Annotated in this window: 12 protein-coding genes and 1 pseudogene; 3 read left to right on the forward strand and 10 right to left on the reverse strand. The window is 62.8% G+C overall.

Translation table 11 applies throughout. The features are described from left to right. Positions 1-22: 22 nt before the first annotated feature. The 6 genes from RE429_RS22615 to RE429_RS22640 all read right to left on the reverse strand — a co-directional run bounded on the left by RE429_RS22615 (position 23) and on the right by RE429_RS22640 (position 6,844). Positions 23-763 carry an SDR family NAD(P)-dependent oxidoreductase gene (locus tag RE429_RS22615; RefSeq protein WP_414475581.1) on the reverse strand — a complete coding sequence of 247 codons (741 nt, stop codon included), beginning with the start codon at positions 761-763 and terminating at the stop codon, positions 23-25. Continuing rightward, a complete protein-coding gene (locus RE429_RS22620; RefSeq protein WP_414475582.1) occupies positions 760-2,403 on the reverse strand; it encodes an AMP-binding protein in 1,644 nt (547 codons plus the stop codon). Before RE429_RS22620 ends, RE429_RS22615 begins: the two co-directional genes overlap by 4 nt. 17 nt (positions 2,404-2,420) lie before the next feature. Continuing rightward, entirely contained in the window at positions 2,421-3,689 is a 1,269-nt protein-coding gene (locus RE429_RS22625; RefSeq protein WP_414475583.1) for an ABC transporter substrate-binding protein, read from the reverse strand. 199 nt (positions 3,690-3,888) lie between these two features. Beyond that, positions 3,889-4,659, reverse strand: a complete 771-nt coding sequence (locus tag RE429_RS22630) for an SDR family NAD(P)-dependent oxidoreductase (protein WP_414475585.1) — start codon at positions 4,657-4,659, stop codon at positions 3,889-3,891. A 47-nt stretch (positions 4,660-4,706) separates the two neighbouring features. Then, positions 4,707-5,462: an SDR family NAD(P)-dependent oxidoreductase gene (locus RE429_RS22635; protein WP_414475587.1), complete on the reverse strand. Its 756-nt coding sequence runs from the start codon at positions 5,460-5,462 to the stop codon at positions 4,707-4,709. Positions 5,463-5,581: 119 nt separating this feature from the next. Then, the gene (locus RE429_RS22640; protein WP_414475589.1) at positions 5,582-6,844 is read right to left on the reverse strand and encodes an ABC transporter substrate-binding protein; all 1,263 of its coding nucleotides are present in this window, start codon (positions 6,842-6,844) and stop codon (positions 5,582-5,584) included. A gap of 469 nt (positions 6,845-7,313) precedes the next feature. On the opposite strand from RE429_RS22640, the gene RE429_RS22645 reads away from it, so the two are divergent. The 3 genes from RE429_RS22645 to RE429_RS22655 all read left to right on the forward strand — a co-directional run bounded on the left by RE429_RS22645 (position 7,314) and on the right by RE429_RS22655 (position 9,419). Next, the gene (locus RE429_RS22645; RefSeq protein ID WP_414475591.1) at positions 7,314-7,793 is read left to right on the forward strand and encodes a thioesterase family protein; all 480 of its coding nucleotides are present in this window, start codon (positions 7,314-7,316) and stop codon (positions 7,791-7,793) included. Continuing rightward, positions 7,790-8,575 (forward strand): enoyl-CoA hydratase, encoded by a 786-nt coding sequence (locus RE429_RS22650; protein WP_414475593.1) that lies wholly within the window; start codon positions 7,790-7,792, stop codon positions 8,573-8,575. Before RE429_RS22645 ends, RE429_RS22650 begins: the two co-directional genes overlap by 4 nt. A 100-nt stretch (positions 8,576-8,675) precedes the next feature. Then, on the forward strand, positions 8,676-9,419 hold the full coding sequence (locus RE429_RS22655) for a TetR/AcrR family transcriptional regulator (RefSeq protein WP_414475594.1): 744 nt from the start codon (positions 8,676-8,678) through the stop codon (positions 9,417-9,419). Positions 9,420-9,525: 106 nt separating this feature from the next. On the opposite strand, the gene RE429_RS22660 is transcribed toward RE429_RS22655, so the two are convergent. The 4 genes and pseudogenes from RE429_RS22660 to RE429_RS22675 form a co-directional block, all read right to left on the reverse strand. After that, positions 9,526-11,145 carry an AMP-binding protein gene (locus RE429_RS22660; protein ID WP_414475596.1) on the reverse strand — a complete coding sequence of 540 codons (1,620 nt, stop codon included), beginning with the start codon at positions 11,143-11,145 and terminating at the stop codon, positions 9,526-9,528. Between the two features lie 330 nt (positions 11,146-11,475). Continuing rightward, on the reverse strand, positions 11,476-13,647 hold the full coding sequence (gene scpA, locus RE429_RS22665) for a methylmalonyl-CoA mutase (protein WP_414475598.1): 2,172 nt from the start codon (positions 13,645-13,647) through the stop codon (positions 11,476-11,478). After that, positions 13,644-15,581: pseudogene (locus RE429_RS22670) on the reverse strand (methylmalonyl-CoA mutase family protein). The gene scpA and the pseudogene RE429_RS22670 overlap by 4 nt, the downstream one beginning before the upstream one ends. Further along, positions 15,581-15,820: an acetyl-CoA carboxylase biotin carboxyl carrier protein subunit gene (locus RE429_RS22675; RefSeq protein ID WP_414475890.1), complete on the reverse strand. Its 240-nt coding sequence runs from the start codon at positions 15,818-15,820 to the stop codon at positions 15,581-15,583. The pseudogene RE429_RS22670 and the gene RE429_RS22675 overlap by 1 nt, the downstream one beginning before the upstream one ends. Positions 15,821-15,834: the final 14 nt, after the last annotated feature.

Genomic DNA, 15,834 nt, shown 5'->3' on the forward strand with positions numbered 1-15,834 from the left:
CGAATTCGAATTCGTTTTCTGTTTAGTGAAAAGTGCGGCCGCCGTCGACAGCCAAGGTTGCGCCAGTCACGAAGCTCGACGCGTCGGAGGTCAAAAACAGTATGCTGCGCGCAATCTCTTCGGGTTCGGCGATCCGCTGGAGTGCGTAGACTTCCTTGGCCTTCTGCGTGAGAGCCTGCGGATCGGGGTGCCAATCCGAGACCATGCGGGTCCGCGTCATGCCGGGACAGACCACGTTGACACGAATGCGCGGCGCAAGTTCTGCCGCCCACACCTTTGTCAGAACGGCAATGCCGCCCTTCGTGGCTCCGTAGGCGGACAAGTCCGGATAAGGCAGAATCGCGGAGCCTGATCCCAGATTCACAATGGTTGCCGAATCGGCCTGGCGGAGATGCGGAAGCGCCGCACGTGTGACGAGGAAAGGCCCTGTCAGATTGACGGCGATTGTTCTCTCCCAGTCCTGAAGGCTTGTGTCCTCCAGTCGCGCGACTGGAAAGACGCCGGCGACGTTCACGAGACCGTCGATGCCCCCCATGGCGGCGGCAGCTTTCGCGATGGCTTCCGAAACGGACGTCTCTTGAGAAACATCGACCTCGATCGCGGTACCGGAGAGGTCTGCCAACTTGGCACCGTCGCGGTCCAGAAGCGCGACTTGCGCTCCCTCCTGGGAGAACAGCTGCGCCGTGGCGCGTCCGATCCCCGATGCCGCGCCGGTTACGACGATCCGCCGCCCGGAAAGGGCTCCTGTCTCATTGGCGCTCATTGCAGTTCCCGCTCCACGAGCTCTCTTGCCACCTGCCTGAGAACGTCTTTTCGAACCTTGCCCACCGACGTTCGAGGCAGTTCGCGCACGATCTCCAGGCGTTCCGGAATTTTCTGCATCGCGGTGCCGCGGTCCATGAGATAGCGCTTGATTTCAGGAAGGTCGATGTGCTGGCCGTTCCGTGGAATGACGAAGGCACACGCGGCCTCGCCGGTCCGCGCATTGGGCATGGCGACGATCGCGATGTCGGAAACCGCGGGATGGTTGAAGAGAATGTCTTCGATTTCCTTCGGGCTGATGTTCTCTCCCGCCCGAATGATGAGATCCTTTTTCCGCCCCGTCACAACGATGAAGTCGCCATGAACCAGGCGGCCGAGATCGCCCATGCGAAAATACCCCTGCTCGTCGAAGGCATCGGCGTTGTCCTCGACATGCACATATCCGAGGAACTGCTGAGGCGCTTTCGCGAGTATTTCGCCTTCCTGCCCCTCCTGCAGGAGCACGCCGGTCACTGGATCCGCGACGACAGCTTCGGCGAGCCATACCTGGCCGTCCGTATCCGCTCCGAGATCCTGCTGCGTCTTGCTGTTAACTCCTGCGGTGATGCAGGGAACTTCAGTGGACCCATAGATCCGGGAAGCGACGCAGTTGGGGAATACTCGGGCGGCCTCCCGGACGAGATCCGGCGGAACTTGGGCCCCTCCGCAAAGGAAGAAGCGGAGTTCGGGCAGAGTATCTCCCTTCTTCTTGGCTTCGTCGACGAGGCCTTGCAGGAAGATCGTCGCCGCAACGATGCCGTTGACCCGACGCCGGCGCATCATGTCGAAGGCCACCTCCGGGTCCCAGACATCCAGCATCACGGTCGTGACTCCAACCGTGAACGGCAGGCATAGAGAATAGAGCGCTCCGGTTACATGCGTGACCGGCGAAGGATTGAACATCACGTCCTGAGGGGTAAGATTCAGGTGCGTGAGTCGCCCACGGTTTTCTGCCTGAAGGGTATTGTGGCTGTGCAGGACGCCCTTCGCCCGGCCCGTGGTACCGGACGTATACATGATCATCTTGATCGCGTCGGGATCGGCTCTCGGCAACTCCGTCGTCTCGTCGGCCTCGGCGAGGAGATCGGCATAGGCGAGGAACCCGTCGGAACTGTCGCGGACAATGACGACTTCGACGGAGTTCGCAAGGTTCGGTGCGATGCGCCGCATCATCTCCCGATAGTCGTATTTGCGGAAGGAGCCGGGAATGAAGATCAGTTTGCTGCGGCAGTCCTGCAGCATGAAACTGATTTCCATGTCCCGGTAGATCGGCACGAGGGGATGCACGACGAGACCCGACATGGCGGCGGCAAGGTTGATGACGACCGCCTCGTACCAGTTGGGAAGCTGGAACGAGATCGTATCGCCTGGCCGGTATCCCCGACGGACGAGAGCCCGGGCGAGCGTCCGAGCCTCGCTGTATATCTGCCGGAGCGTGAACTCACGCTCCCTGTCGATCACCAGAACCCGGTCCGGGTCTTTACGCATCATCTCGTCAGCATAGTCGGCGATCGTCTTGTTCGCCCAAGCGCCTTCGGCCTTGAATGCGTGAGCGCGCTCGTCATCCCAGCGAACTTGCCAGCCACTGACATCCTGTCTCATTCAGGTTTCCTCTGCTGCTACTTGAAGCGGAACTGAATTTCCTTTCCGGGAGTAGGCGGCTCGATGACCTCGGCTCCCGGAATTCGAACGAAGTCGGACACTTCCCATCCCGGGTCGGTGTCCTTGACGTCGAAGGTGATGAAATTCACATCGAGAATGGCCTGGTGATCTTCCCGCCGGAACGTTCTGCGCCCCTTGGCCGTGTCGAAGCTCATTCCTTCGAGGGCCTTCACGACTGCAGCTGCTTCGGAAGAACCGGCCGCGCGCACCGCATTCGCGTAGGCATAGACGGCTGCATGGCCCTGCTCGACGTATCCGATGGGACTCTTGTCTCCCGTCTTGGCGACATAGTCCTCATAGAGCCTCTTGCCCATCTCGGTGTCCTGGTACCCCCCATAGTACCAATGCATGGCGGTCCAGAAATTCGGGACCATGCGCTTGTTGAGGGCCCGGGGGACATTGAATTCGTTCGCCCCGTCCGCGATCGCCTTGAACTTTCGCGCCAGACCGAAATTGGCCCCTTGGGCGATCAGCGTGACGGCGTCCGCTCCATTTGTATTATTGAAGAGACCCTCCGCCGGAGACCTCATCAAGGTTGTGAGCTGCGGCTTGAAGTCTGTCGCACCGAACTTTGTCAGGACGGGCTCGATGATTTCGACATCCTTCTTGGCGATGCTGGGATAGTATTCCTTCAACCCGTCGACGAAGCCGTCCCATGATTGATGTCCGTATGCCGCGTCCGGAAAGATGCCCGTCCACTTTGTTATTTCGGGATGCTTTTCAGCCATCACGCGCGCGAGGGCGCGATATCGCATGTAGGAGTTGTCACTGATGCGGAAGTAATGCGGATTGAAGCTCTCATGCGTAAGGCTATCGGCGATCGCCGCGCAGGATATCAGAACGGCGTCGGATGGCTGAAGCAGCGGCCCGATGGCCAACGCAACCGCCGTCTGAATGGCTCCGAAGAGCAGGTGAACCCCCTCTCCGACGAGGCCCTGGGCCTGCTTGACCGCCTCGGGACCCGCAGCTTTGTCATCGCGAGCGACGATCTCAATTTTCCGGCCGTTGACGCCGCCGGCCGCGTTGATCTGCTCGGCGGCGATCTGGGCACCGAGCAGCATCGGAGCCCCGAAGATCTCCTGTGCTCCGCTCAGCGGGCCGACAAATCCGAGCTTGAGGGGCCCGCTTTGTGCGAAGGCTCGGGATAGCGGCAGTCCGAGGCCGGCGAGAAGACTCGCTCCTGCCACGCCGGTAAGAATTGTGCGTCTTGTAACTCGCGTGCCCATGTTTCCTCCCTCTGCATTATGTTGCGCTTTTTCTGTTACTTAAAGCGTCGGACGTGAGTTCGATTTCGCGTCCGGCCCTTTGCCATTTGACCTTGAGCATCTTTTCACGCAAAACCGGTTCCCACTTCCCGCGTTCGATGCTCTCCTTGCTTGAGCATCTTTTCACGCAAAACCGGTGCCCACTTTTGCGTTCGATGCTCTAGCTCCACCAACGTCCGCCGTTGACGATCAGGGATTGTCCCGTGACGTACCGGCTCTGGTCGCTTGCGAAGAACACGACGACATTGGCGATATCTTGCGGCTCTCCCGCAAACCCCATGGGGGTTTCCTTGAGATATTGCTCCCAGATCGGGAGGCGATCAGCGGCAGCCGTCCTGATGGGGCCAGGGCAAATGGCGTTTACATTCACATGAAAGGGAGCGAGCTCCCGCGCCAGCGAACGGGTTATTCCGATCACGCCTGCTTTCGCGGCTGCATAGTCGGCAACCCCGATCGAGCCCATATAGGCCGCCTCCGATGCGATCGAGATGATCTTGCCGCTACGCCTTTCCCGCATTCCAGGGACAACCTGCCTCGAGCACGCAAGGGTGCTGTAGAGATTCAGCTTCAGGATGAAATCCCATGTCTCGGGCTCGGAGCACCAGAACTCGGAAGCGCGCTCGCGTGCGCTCTGACCGACATTATTGAGGAGGATTTCGACATTCCCATAATCGGCCTCGATTTTCTTGAATGCCTCGACGATCTGCTCCAACTCGTTGCAGTCGACAACCAGGGGCATCGCTTTGCGTCCCTGCTCTTCGACCGCTTCGCGGGTCCTCTCGAGACCCTGCGAATCGATATCGATCAGTACGACATCCGCGCCGTTGCGTGCCAAATGGACGGCAGATGCCTGACCAATCCCATTCGCCGCGCCGGTGACCACCGCCAATCGTCCAGTCAAATCGGTTGTCGTTGCAGCTTCAGCCGCCATTTCCGTTCTCCTAACATCTTATGATCGATGAGGGCGCGGGCCCCGCGTCAGGCGGTCGAGCCGCCGTCGACCGTGTAGACGCCCCCGGTGCTGTAGCTGGCCTCGTCGCTGAGAAGATACGCGACCAGGTTTGCAACTTCGTCCGGCCGGCCATTGCGTTCGATGGCACGGCCGCTACTGCCCCAAGGCCCCATGCCGGCCTCCTGGGCGAGCCGCGCCACCATTGGAGAATCGATCGCCCCCGGACATACGGCATTGACGCGAATTCCGTATTGTCCGTTCTCGATGGCGGCTGACAGGCTCAGCGCGACGACCGCCCTCTTCGAAGCGCCGTACAACGACCGGTCGGCACGTGCCTTCAGGGCCGCGATGGAGGCAAAGTTCACGATGGATCCGCCCCGTCCCTGAGCGATCATCTGCCGGAGCGCGGCCTGCAGCGTGAGAAATATCCCCCGCACATTGACCGCATAGACGAGATCGAAATCCTCGACGGTCAGTTCCGTAATCGGTCCCGACTTGCCAAGAATACCAACGGCATTCGCAACCAGATCAATGCTGCCGAAGACTTCCACGGCACGCTGAACTCCGAGCTGCGCACCCTCCTGGGTCGCCAGATCGGCCGTCAATATCTGGACGCGGTCAGCGCCTGCAGCCTGTGTAAGTTTCTCAAGAGCCGCGTTGTCGCGATCCACCGCGACGATATTGCACCCCTCGTCGAGCAGCCGCGCGACGATTCCCGCCCCGATTGCCCCCGCGCCCCCCGTGACGAGAGCGACCTTTCCTTCAAGCCCACGTAAGCTCATTCAACTTCACCAGGAATGTTCAGCAAATCCCATGCCTTTGCGGTGCAGGCCGCAAAGGTGCCTTGGCGATCGACGGGAGAAGCTCCCCACCTCTTTGAGGGAGGAGGATCCCGCACATGCTAGTCCTGAATGACGAGCGGCTTTCCAGGCGTCGCCGGTCCCAGGAGGTTGCCACCCGGAATCTTGGCTTCGTCGGCAACGACCCAGCCCATGTCATCGTTCTTTGGATTGATCTTGATCAGATTGATGTCCGAGATCACCTGATGGTCTTCTTTCCGGAACGAGATCACACCCTTCGCGCTCTCGAACTTGGTTCCTTCGAGCGCATTGATGACCGCATCCGTGTCGGTCGTTCCTGCCGCCTTGATGGCATTGACATAGGCGTATAGCGCCATATGGGCCGGGCCGATATAGCCGGTCGGATATTTGTCGCCGGTACGCTTGACGTACTCCTCGTAGAGGGCGCGGCCCGCTGCGATGTTCTGATACGAGCCGTAATACCAGTGGCTGCCCGACCAGAAGTTTTCCGGCAGGTTCTGCTTGAGTGTCTTTGCAAAGACCAGTTCGCCGCTCAGATCCATGAAGACCTTGATCTTTCTCGTCAGCCCGAACGGACGGGCCTGGGTGATCATCGTCAAGAAATCTTCACCCGTCAGAGACTGATAGACGCCCTCGGCCGGTTGGCGCATGAGGCTCGAGATCTGGTTCTTGAAGTCGATGGCCCCGAACTTCTGCAGGATAGGATCGGAAATCTCGGCTGGCTTGCTTGCCATCTGGGGATAGAACTTTTTGAGCCCGCTGGAATAGGACCTCCAAAGAGCATGCCCGAACTCCACATCGGGGAGAATCCCGCTCCACTTCGTGATATCGGGGTATTTCTCAGCCGCAAGTCGCGCCTGAGCCTGCGCGCGGCTGTAAGCGCTGTCCGTGATGCGAAAGAAGTTCCGGTTGAAGGATTCGTGCGTCAGAGAATCGGCCACCGAACCGATCGTGATCAGGACACTTTTGGCGTCCGGCATGATCCCCGCGATGGCGAGCGCCGATGGCGTGTTGAGCCCGCCAATGAAGAGGTTGATGCCCTCTCCCATCAGCTCCCGTGCCGCGGCGAGAGCCGCGTTCGGATTGGATTTGTCGTCCCGGAATACGATTTCGAGCTTGCGCCCGAGCACTCCGCCGGCCGCGTTGATCTGATCGACCGCGATCTGGGCGGAGAGCTGGCAATCCGGAGCGTAGCTCGCCTGCGATCCGGTCAGAGGCAGCAGAACCCCGATCTTGACGGGACCGCTTGTCTGCGCAAGAGACCCGTAAGGCCGGCCGACCGCGATGGCTCCTAGCGCCGCGGCACCGGTCAGAACTGTTCGTCGAGAAACCTGTGTTGTCATCGCGTCCTCCGCGGCGAACTTCCGGATGGCCGGTCGCCACTCCCAATTCTTGTTCGGCCGGCCCTCACCGTCCGGAATGATCCGCCGTGGCCGTTGTTTGGAAGTTAATCATCGGGCCGCGAACGCGTCAACATTTTTCGAAATCGTATTCGACTTTAAAATTAGACGCGCCTCGCCTACGACATCCTGGGCGGGATCTAGCTTGTATCCTTTAGTTTATAGGCGTCTTGTCCCGATGTCCGAGCCCGCTCCGAGGCACGTCATGGGACATTATAAAAATTTAATTTCAATTCAAAATACTTGACCTCCAGCACGCGTGAACCTAGTTTTTCGTGGGAACAGAAGCCGCGCCGGACCTCAAGTCTGGAAAGTCGCACCCCATCCGCAATAGCGGAGCTTATGGTCTAAAAAGTCACGTTCGGAGTTGTGATTGTACTATCGAGCTGATGCGCGCCTGCCACGACATGAGATGACGGTTCCTCCAGAGTGGATCGACGACAACAGGCATGTCAATGCTTGCTACTATCTTGCCGCGGTAAAGGATCCCGCCATCGCCGCCCACAACGAATGGGACTATGGGATTGAGTTCCGGGCGCGATCAGGTCAGTCGAACTTCGTTCTGGAGTCCCAGGTCGTGCACATTCGGGAGCTCCTTCTCGGGGACAGGGTCGTGGTGACGACAAGGATCCTTGAATTGGACGACAAGCGCCTGCATCTGCTCTTCGAGATCATCAACGAGCGGGAGGGCTATCTCGCGGCGCTCGCTCAGTATCTTACGATCCATGTCGCCCTGGGTCCGCCACCGAAATCCTGCGCAATGCCGGCCGATCTCCGAGCACGGCTCGAACGGATTCAAGCCGTGCACGCGCAAGTGCCGATGCCCCCGGAAGCCGGCAGACTGAAGCGCCTTGGCGCTCTCAGGCGCAGTTTCGAGGAGGCTGTGCGATGAACTTCCGGTCCATTGCGGTCGAGTGCTTCGGTCCCGTGCAGCGCATCAGTCACAACCGGCCGGAGTTTCGCAACGCGGAGAGCCGCGAATTGTTGGATGAGCTCGACCAGGCCATAACCACGGCTGTTGAGGACGATGCTGTGCGCGTCATCGTCCTGGCGGGCAAGGGCGACCATTTCTCTGCGGGGCATGATCTCAAGGAGGCGCAGCGCGAGCGCTCCGGCTTCTCGGTTGAGCAACGCTGGATGTATGAGGAAAGGCGCTATTTTGACTACTGCCTGCGCATACTGAACGCCCCCAAACCGATCATCGCTCAGGTTCAGGGTGCCTGCATCGCAGGCGGACTGATGGTCGCCAACATGTGCGACATCATTATCGCATCGGAGGACGCGTTCTTTGCAGATCCGGTCGTGCATACGCTTGGAGCGGCTGCCGTTGAGGTGCTCATCCACCCTTGGGTACTGGGGCAGAGAAAGGCACGGGAGCTGCTTTATACAGGCGGGCGCCTGAGTGCCGCAGAGGCGGAAAAGCTGGGGATGATCAATCGTGTTGTGCCTCGCGAGGAGCTTGAGGCAACGACGCTCGCCATGGCGGAGAAGATCGCCGAGGCACCTCCTTTCGCATTGCGCATCCTGAAGCGCTCCCTGAACCGGACCTTGGACGCGCAAGGCTTCAGCGTTGCCCTGGCGGCGCACTTCGATACTCACCAGCTTTCGCATCAGTCCGAAGCCTTTCAGTCGGCCCGTTCCGTCGGTCTGGACGGAGCGATAAAGAAAAGCTAGCCGCAATCGGCGTTATACAGTAGTGCAGTCTGGATGACGAAAGCGCGGGTGGGCGCTATCATCCTTGACCTGAGGTACGTATCAGGGAAGATTTATACAGGTGGCAACAAAACAAGTCCGGTTGAAGAAGATGGCATCTACAGAAAGAGCACCCAAGAAGTCGGAGGTGACGCGTGCGCGCATTTTGGATGCAGCCGCTTTTGTCTTCCGGCGTAAGGGGTATGCTCTCGCGCGCCTCTCCGACATCTCGAAGAAGGCCCGGACCCAGACCAGCAGCATCTATTACTACTTCGAATCCCGCGAGGCCATTGTCGCCGAAGTTCTCGCCATCGCGAATGAGCGCACGGCGATCTTCGTTCGAAAGGCCCTGGAAGAGGTTCCCGAGGACTCAAGCGTTCGCGAGCGGATCACGGCCGCGATTCGCGGCCACTTCGCGATCACTCTTTCGGGCGATGACTATGTGTCCGCTCATATGCGCATCTTCGACCAGATTCCAGCCAAGCTACGCGATCACTTTCTGAGAGTTCTCGATGAGAACGCCCAGGTCTGGCGTGTGCTCTTCAAGGAAGCTCAGGAAACGGGTCAGATTCGAAGCGACTTGGATATATCGGTTCTACGGCTTCTGCTGCTCGGCATGATGAACTGGTCTGTCGAGTGGTATAAGCCGGGCCGCCTCACCCCGGACGAGATTGCTCAGCAGGCGGCAACGATCCTGTTCGAGGGCATAGGTCCTGTTCCGTCGGAATTGCCGAAGTCGGAAAGCCGCAAAAGCGACACCGCCGCCAAGGCAAAGGCGCCCCGGAAGAGATCTCAAGCGAAGGCAACCAGCGTTTCGGCCCTATAGCCCCGGCGCTGGTCCGGCGGCTACGATCGGGCGAGGGTCAAACGAGCGTGATGGGTCCGTTGGGGATAGGCTCAGCACGCTGACGCATCGGCGACGGATGCGCCCTCTATGGTTGAACCAGATCGGCCGCCATCTTTCTTAAAAGATCCTTCCGGATCTTTCCGGAGGGAGTTTTCGGAAGCTCTTCAAGCTCCTCGATGCGAACGGGAATCTTCTGCTTGGCGAGATGGCGCTCAACGAGAAAATTGGCCACTTCCGCCTGATCGACCGACCTGCCGCTATCGCACACGACAAATCCGCAGACTGCCTCACCGAGCCGCGCATCCGGCATACCGACAACGGCAGCCTCGCGAATGGCAGGATGTTCCAAGAGTTGATCTTCGATTTCGCGCGGACTGAGATTCTCGCCGCCCCGAATGATCAGATCCTTCGATCGCCCGGTCGTGACGATATAGCCGGGGGGGTCGACCTTGCCGAGGTCGCCTGTCCGGAAGAAGCCCTGCTCGTCGAACGCCTTCGCATCATCACTTGGGTCGAGGTAACCGACGGAGACTTGGGGGCCTCTCGCGAGAATCTCACCCTCGGCGCCCTGACCGAGATCCTGTCCCGTCACAGGATCGCAGATACGCACTTCGGAATTCCAGATTTCGCCGTCGGTCTCGGCAGCCAGCTTCGCATTGCCGTTCCTGACACCGAAAGCGATCGGGCCTGCCAGTTCGGATGCGCCGTAGATTCGGCAGACGGTGCAAGGCTTCAGCGCACGTGCGGCCTTGTAGGCAAGCTCCGGAGGCACAGGCGCGCCTCCGCACGGGAAAAGCCGCAGGCTCGACAAGGGCTCGCCGCTGCGCTCGACCGCCTCAGCCAATTCCTTCAGGAAAGGCGTTGCCCCGAAGGCGATCGTGCATTGGCGTTGACGTATCAGCTGGACGGCAACGTCCGCCTGCCAGACATCCATCAACACTGCGGGAGTGCCGAGAACGAACGGCTGCTCCAGAGCATAGAGATAGCCGGTGATGTGGCTGACCGGAGAAGCCATGAAGGTGACGTCGTGAGGCCTGACGTCCCAGAATTCGCCGAATGCGTCGATCGCCGCCATGATCGTGTTGTGGGTGTGAAGCACACCCTTCGCGCGGCCTGTCGTCCCGCTCGTGTAGAGAATGAGCTTGATCGCATCCGGATCGACTGCGGCCGGATCGCAATGCGTACCGCTCGTCGAGAGGGTCTGCTCGAATGTCGTGAACTCGTTGGGCTCATGGCTGCGCACAACGATGACGCTCGTCAGATGTGGCAGATTCGGCCGGAGACGCCGAACCATGTCCAGATAGCTGAAACTGCGGAACCGTTCCGGAACGAAGAGAACGCGGCTTTTGCAGTCCGCCAGCATGAAACCAACCTCGGCATCCCGATAAATCGGGACCAGCGGATTGACCACGAAACCGCCGATCGCCGCAGCCAAGTTGATGACCGCGGCCTCATACCAATTCGGCAGCTGATACGAGATGACGTCGCCTGCCGTGAGACCCAGCGCCCTCAGATAAGCGGCAAGCGCCCGTGCTTCCCCTACGAGGCGCCCATATGAAACGGCCAAACTGCCATCGTATATCGCGATGTGGTCGCCTCGCTCCGGAAGCTGCCGCGACGCCATCGTGGCGATGGTCTGGTCCCGCCACTTGCCTGTCGCACGATAGACGTCCCCGAAGCGATCCCTGCGGATCTGCCACGACAAGACCTCAGACCCACCGTGCTGCACAAGCATCTCCATGAATGTGACCGTGCGGCAATTTAGGGATCTCTCCACCCAGAAAACCACGCCCGGCTCGTCATGGGCACTTTACCGAATTTGATTTCGAAATCAACTTATCGCGTTTGATTTCCTTGTGTCGTGTCAGGTGATGCTTCGGGACCGGAGGAAATGCGGGCACCGACCTCGGAGGCCTTCTCGACCACCACCACGGATAGCTCCGCGCCCGCTTCGGCCGGCGCCGGTGATCACGACGCCGCATTCCATCGTTTCACGGGCGGGACGACCGGACGGTCGAAACTCCGTTTGTTCAGCTCACTCAGCGGCGTGTTTGGGGCCGTATCCGAGGCGGCGGTTGAGGTCGTCGATGAGGCCGGCGGCGGCGTCCGCGATCACTGTGCCGGGCGGGAAGATCGCCGCGGCGCCGGCCTCGGTGAGCGCCGCAAAATCCTGCGGCGGGATCACGCCGCCGACCACAATCATGATGTCCTCGCGCCCGAACTTCGCCAGTTCGCGCTTCAGCTCCGGCACCAGGGTCAGGTGCCCGGCCGCGAGCGACGACACCCCGACGATGTGCACGTCGTTCTCGACCGCCTGGCGCGCGGCTTCCGCCGGGGTGGCGAACAGCGGCCCGATATCGACGTCGAAGCCGAGATCGGCGAACGCCGAGGCGATCACCTTCTGGCCGCGGTCGTGCCCGTCCTGGCCCATCTTGGCGACCAGAATGCGCGGCCGGCGGCCGTCGTCGCGTTCGAACGCCTCGACCAGCCGGCGCACCGTCTCGACGGCGGGCGACGCCAGGCCGACCTCGCGCTTGTACACGCCTGCAATCGCCCGGATCTCGGCCCGGTGGCGGCCCCAGACCTTTTCCAGCGCGGCCGAGATCTCGCCCACCGTCGCCTTGGCGCGCGCGGCCTGCACGGCCAGAGCGAGCAGGTTGCCGGTGCCGGCCGCGCCCGCCGACAAGGCCGCGAGGGCCGCGTCCACATCGGCCTGGCGGCGCTCGGCGCGCAGCCGCTCGAGCTGGGCGATCTGGCTCGCCCGCACGGCCGCGTTGTCGACCTTCAGGATCTCGATCGCGGCTTCGTCGTGCGGGCGATAGGCGTTGACCCCGATGATCTTCTGCTGGCCGGAATCGATGCGCGCCTGGGTGCGCGCGGCGGCCTCCTCGATCTTGAGCTTGGGGATGCCGGCCTCGATCGCCTTGGCCATGCCGCCGAGCGCCTCGACCTCCTGGATATGGCGCCAGGCCGTCCCGGCGAGCTCGTGCGTCAGGCGCTCGACGTAATACGAGCCGCCCCACGGGTCGATGATCCGGGTGGCGCCGCTCTCCTGGGCCAGGAACAGCTGGGTGTTGCGGGCGATCCGGGCCGAGAAGTCGGTCGGCAAGGCGAGCGCCTCGTCGAGCGCGTTGGTGTGCAGCGACTGGGTGTGGCCTTGGGTCGCCGCCATCGCCTCGAGGCAGGTCCGGGTGACGTTGTTGAACACGTCCTGGGCGGTCAGCGACCAGCCCGAGGTCTGGCTGTGCGTGCGCAAGGCAAGCGACTTCTCGCTCGTGGGCGCAAAGCCCGCGACGAGCTTGGCCCAGAGCAGGCGCGCGGCGCGCAGCTTGGCGACCTCCATGAAGAAGTTCATGCCGATCGCCCAGAAGAACGACAGCCGCGGCGCGAACTGGTCGATGGCCAGCCCGGCCGCGAGCCCGGCGCGGATGTACTCGACGCCGTCGGCGAGCGTGTAGGCGAGCTCGAGGTCCTGGGTCGCGCCGGCCTCCTGCATGTGGTAGCCGGAGATCGAGATCGAGTTGAACTTGGGCATGTGGGCCGCGGTATAGGCGAAGATGTCCGCGATGATGCGCATCGACCCGTGCGGCGGGTAGATGTAGGTGTTGCGCACCATGAACTCTTTGAGGATGTCGTTCTGGATCGTGCCGGAGAGCTTGGCGGCCGGCACGCCCTGTTCTTCGGCCGCCACGATGAAGAGCGCCAGGATCGGCAGCACGGCGCCGTTCATGGTCATCGACACGCTCATCCGGTCGAGCGGGATGCCGGCGAACAGGGTGCGCATGTCGTAGAGCGAGTCGATCGCGACGCCGGCCATGCCGACATCGCCGGCGACGCGGGGATGGTCGGAATCGTAGCCGCGATGGGTGGCGAGGTCGAAGGCGACCGAGAGGCCCTTCTGGCCGGCCGCGAGGTTGCGGCGGTAGAAGGCGTTGGAGGCCTCGGCGGTGGAGAAGCCGGCATACTGGCGCACGGTCCAGGGCTGGGTGACGTACATGGTCGGGTAGGGTCCGCGCAGATACGGCGCGAGCCCCGGAAAGGTGTCGAGACAGTCGAGCCCGGCCCGGTCGGCGGGGCCGTACGAGCCCTTCACGGCGATGCCCTCCGGCGTCAGCCACGGCTCGGGCTCGCCGGCGGGCGGCAGGACGCTCGAGACTTCGGGGGCGCCCGCCCAGCCAAGCTGCGAAAAATCCGGTATGCGTGTCATGGAACTCTGACCTCCCCTCGATCCGAGGTGGAACCATCAACGGCTGAATGGATGGAGGCGACCACGGCCGGCAGATCGCATCCGTTGTGGATGAAATCGTGAATCCCCGCCAAGCGCAGTGCGTCCTCGCGGAGGACCGGACGGCCAGCCATATACACGAGCGAGGCCCCTGCCCTCTTCAGGTTTCGAGCGGTCTCTTCAGCGGCTGTCTCGTTTGGCGTGATTGCGGCCTCGGCTGGTCCAAAATAGACCTCATCCGATGAACAGAGGCAGACGATCTCAGTGCCCGATGCAGCAAAGGCAGCTGTCAGGGCATGAGGAGCCGTGAAGCCATCGTTCATCAGGGCTTCGATCCCGCCGGCTTCGAAGAAGTTCTTGGCAAAGGTCGCCCGCGCCGTGAAGGCGGAGACCGGGCCGAGATTGGCCAGGAACACCCGCGGGCGCGCGCCCGTCCGGGCCAGATGCGCGTCCGACCGGTCGCGCAGGCGCTCGAAGCCTTCGGCCGTGCGCAGCGACGGCAGCGGCGTGACCGCCACGGCGGCCGGGCCGGGCTCCGGCGGCGCCTCCCGCACGGCCGGCAGCAGCACCGTCACGGGCGCCTCGGCAAGGTTCGGAAACGCGCTCGTGCCGGTGATCGGCTCTTGGCCGGTGGCAACGGCCTTGTCCCGCCGGGCGCGCACGGCCGCGATCCGGCCCTGCAGCGCGCCCTGCCGCAGGCTCTCGACGAGGCCGCCCTCGCGCTCGAGCGCCTGGAACAGGCCCCAAGCGGTCTCGCACAAGCCCTCGGTGAGCGCCTCGAAGCCGCCGGCCCCGGCAGCCGGATCGGCCACGCGCCAGAGCTGGGCTTCCTCGAGCAGGATCAGCTGCGTGTTGCGCGCCAGCCGGCGCGCCAACCCATCCGGCAGGCCCAGCGCCGCCGTGAACGGCACGACCGTGATCGCATCCGCGCCGCCGATCCCGGCCGCGAAGGTGGCCACCGTGGCGCGCAGCAGGTTCACCCACGGATCGCGCCGCGTGGTCATGCGCCAGGCGGTCTCCGCGTGCAGCCGCAGCGGGCGCGGCTCCAGGCCGCAGGCCTGCTCGATCCGGGCCCAGAGCCGGCGCAGCGCCCGGAACTTTCGCGACCGTCAGGAACTCGTCCGCATCCGCCACCAGCAGGAACGACAGGCTGTGGCGCGCGGCCTCGAGGGCGTGGCCCTGCGCCGCGAGCGCCCGCAGATAGCTGACGCCCGTTGCGAGCACACCGCCGCCAGCTCCTGCGCCTCGCTCGCGCCCGCCTCGTGATAGGCGCGCCCGTCGGCCAGGAAGACGCGGCCGGCAAAGCCTTTCGCGCTCAGATCCGCGAGCACCGCGCCCATGCGGGCCGAGACTTCGTTCCACGCGACCGCAAGGCTTCCCTGGGAGGCCAGGGCGCCGATCGGATCGAGGCCGAGATCGAGCGACAGCTCCGCCAGCGTGTGGCCGCGCCGTTCGGCAAGGGCGATGAGGCGCTCGGCCATGACCCGGCCCTGGCCGCCGGCATCGAGGCGCAGATGGATGAGGTCGAGCATCACGCCGGCGAGCGCCCGGTCGAGATCCTCGACCGTCGCGACGGTCACGCCGAAGCCGCGTGCGGCCGGGGCCCGGCGGGTGACCAGGGTGAGCGCATCCGCGCCGCCGTCGAGATCGCGCAGGGCGAGGTCGCGGGCCGCATCGGGATCGGGATGGTCCATGCGCTGCGCCACCAGCCAGCGCCCGGCCTGCGCACGTGCGATCCCGGCCGCGCCCTCGGCCTTGGGATAAAGCGGCCCGATCGCCAGCCCGTCCTGGCTGCGCGCGACCAGCGTCTTGGCGAAATCCGCCCCCTTCAGCACGCCCGCGACCCGCGCAAGCCACTGCTCGCGGGTGGCCTCAGGAAAATCGGCGGCAAACGACACATCGTCCATCGCCGCCATCACGCGAACTCCATGATGGTGGCGTCGACGGCGAGGCTATCGCCTTCCTTGGCGTGGATGTGGGCGATGATGCCGTCGCGCTCGGCGCGCAGCACGTTTTCCATCTTCATCGCCTCGACGATGCACAAGGGCTCGCCCGCCTTGACCTCCTGGCCGGGGCTGACGCTGATCGCCTTCACCAGGCCGGGCATCGGGCACAGCAGCGTCTTGCCGGTATCCGCCTCCTGGCGCGCCGGCATCAGCGCGGCCAGCT

Origin of the sequence: Microvirga sp. M2 (genome assembly GCF_047497095.1) — a bacterium.
GTDB lineage: Bacteria > Pseudomonadota > Alphaproteobacteria > Rhizobiales > Beijerinckiaceae > Microvirga.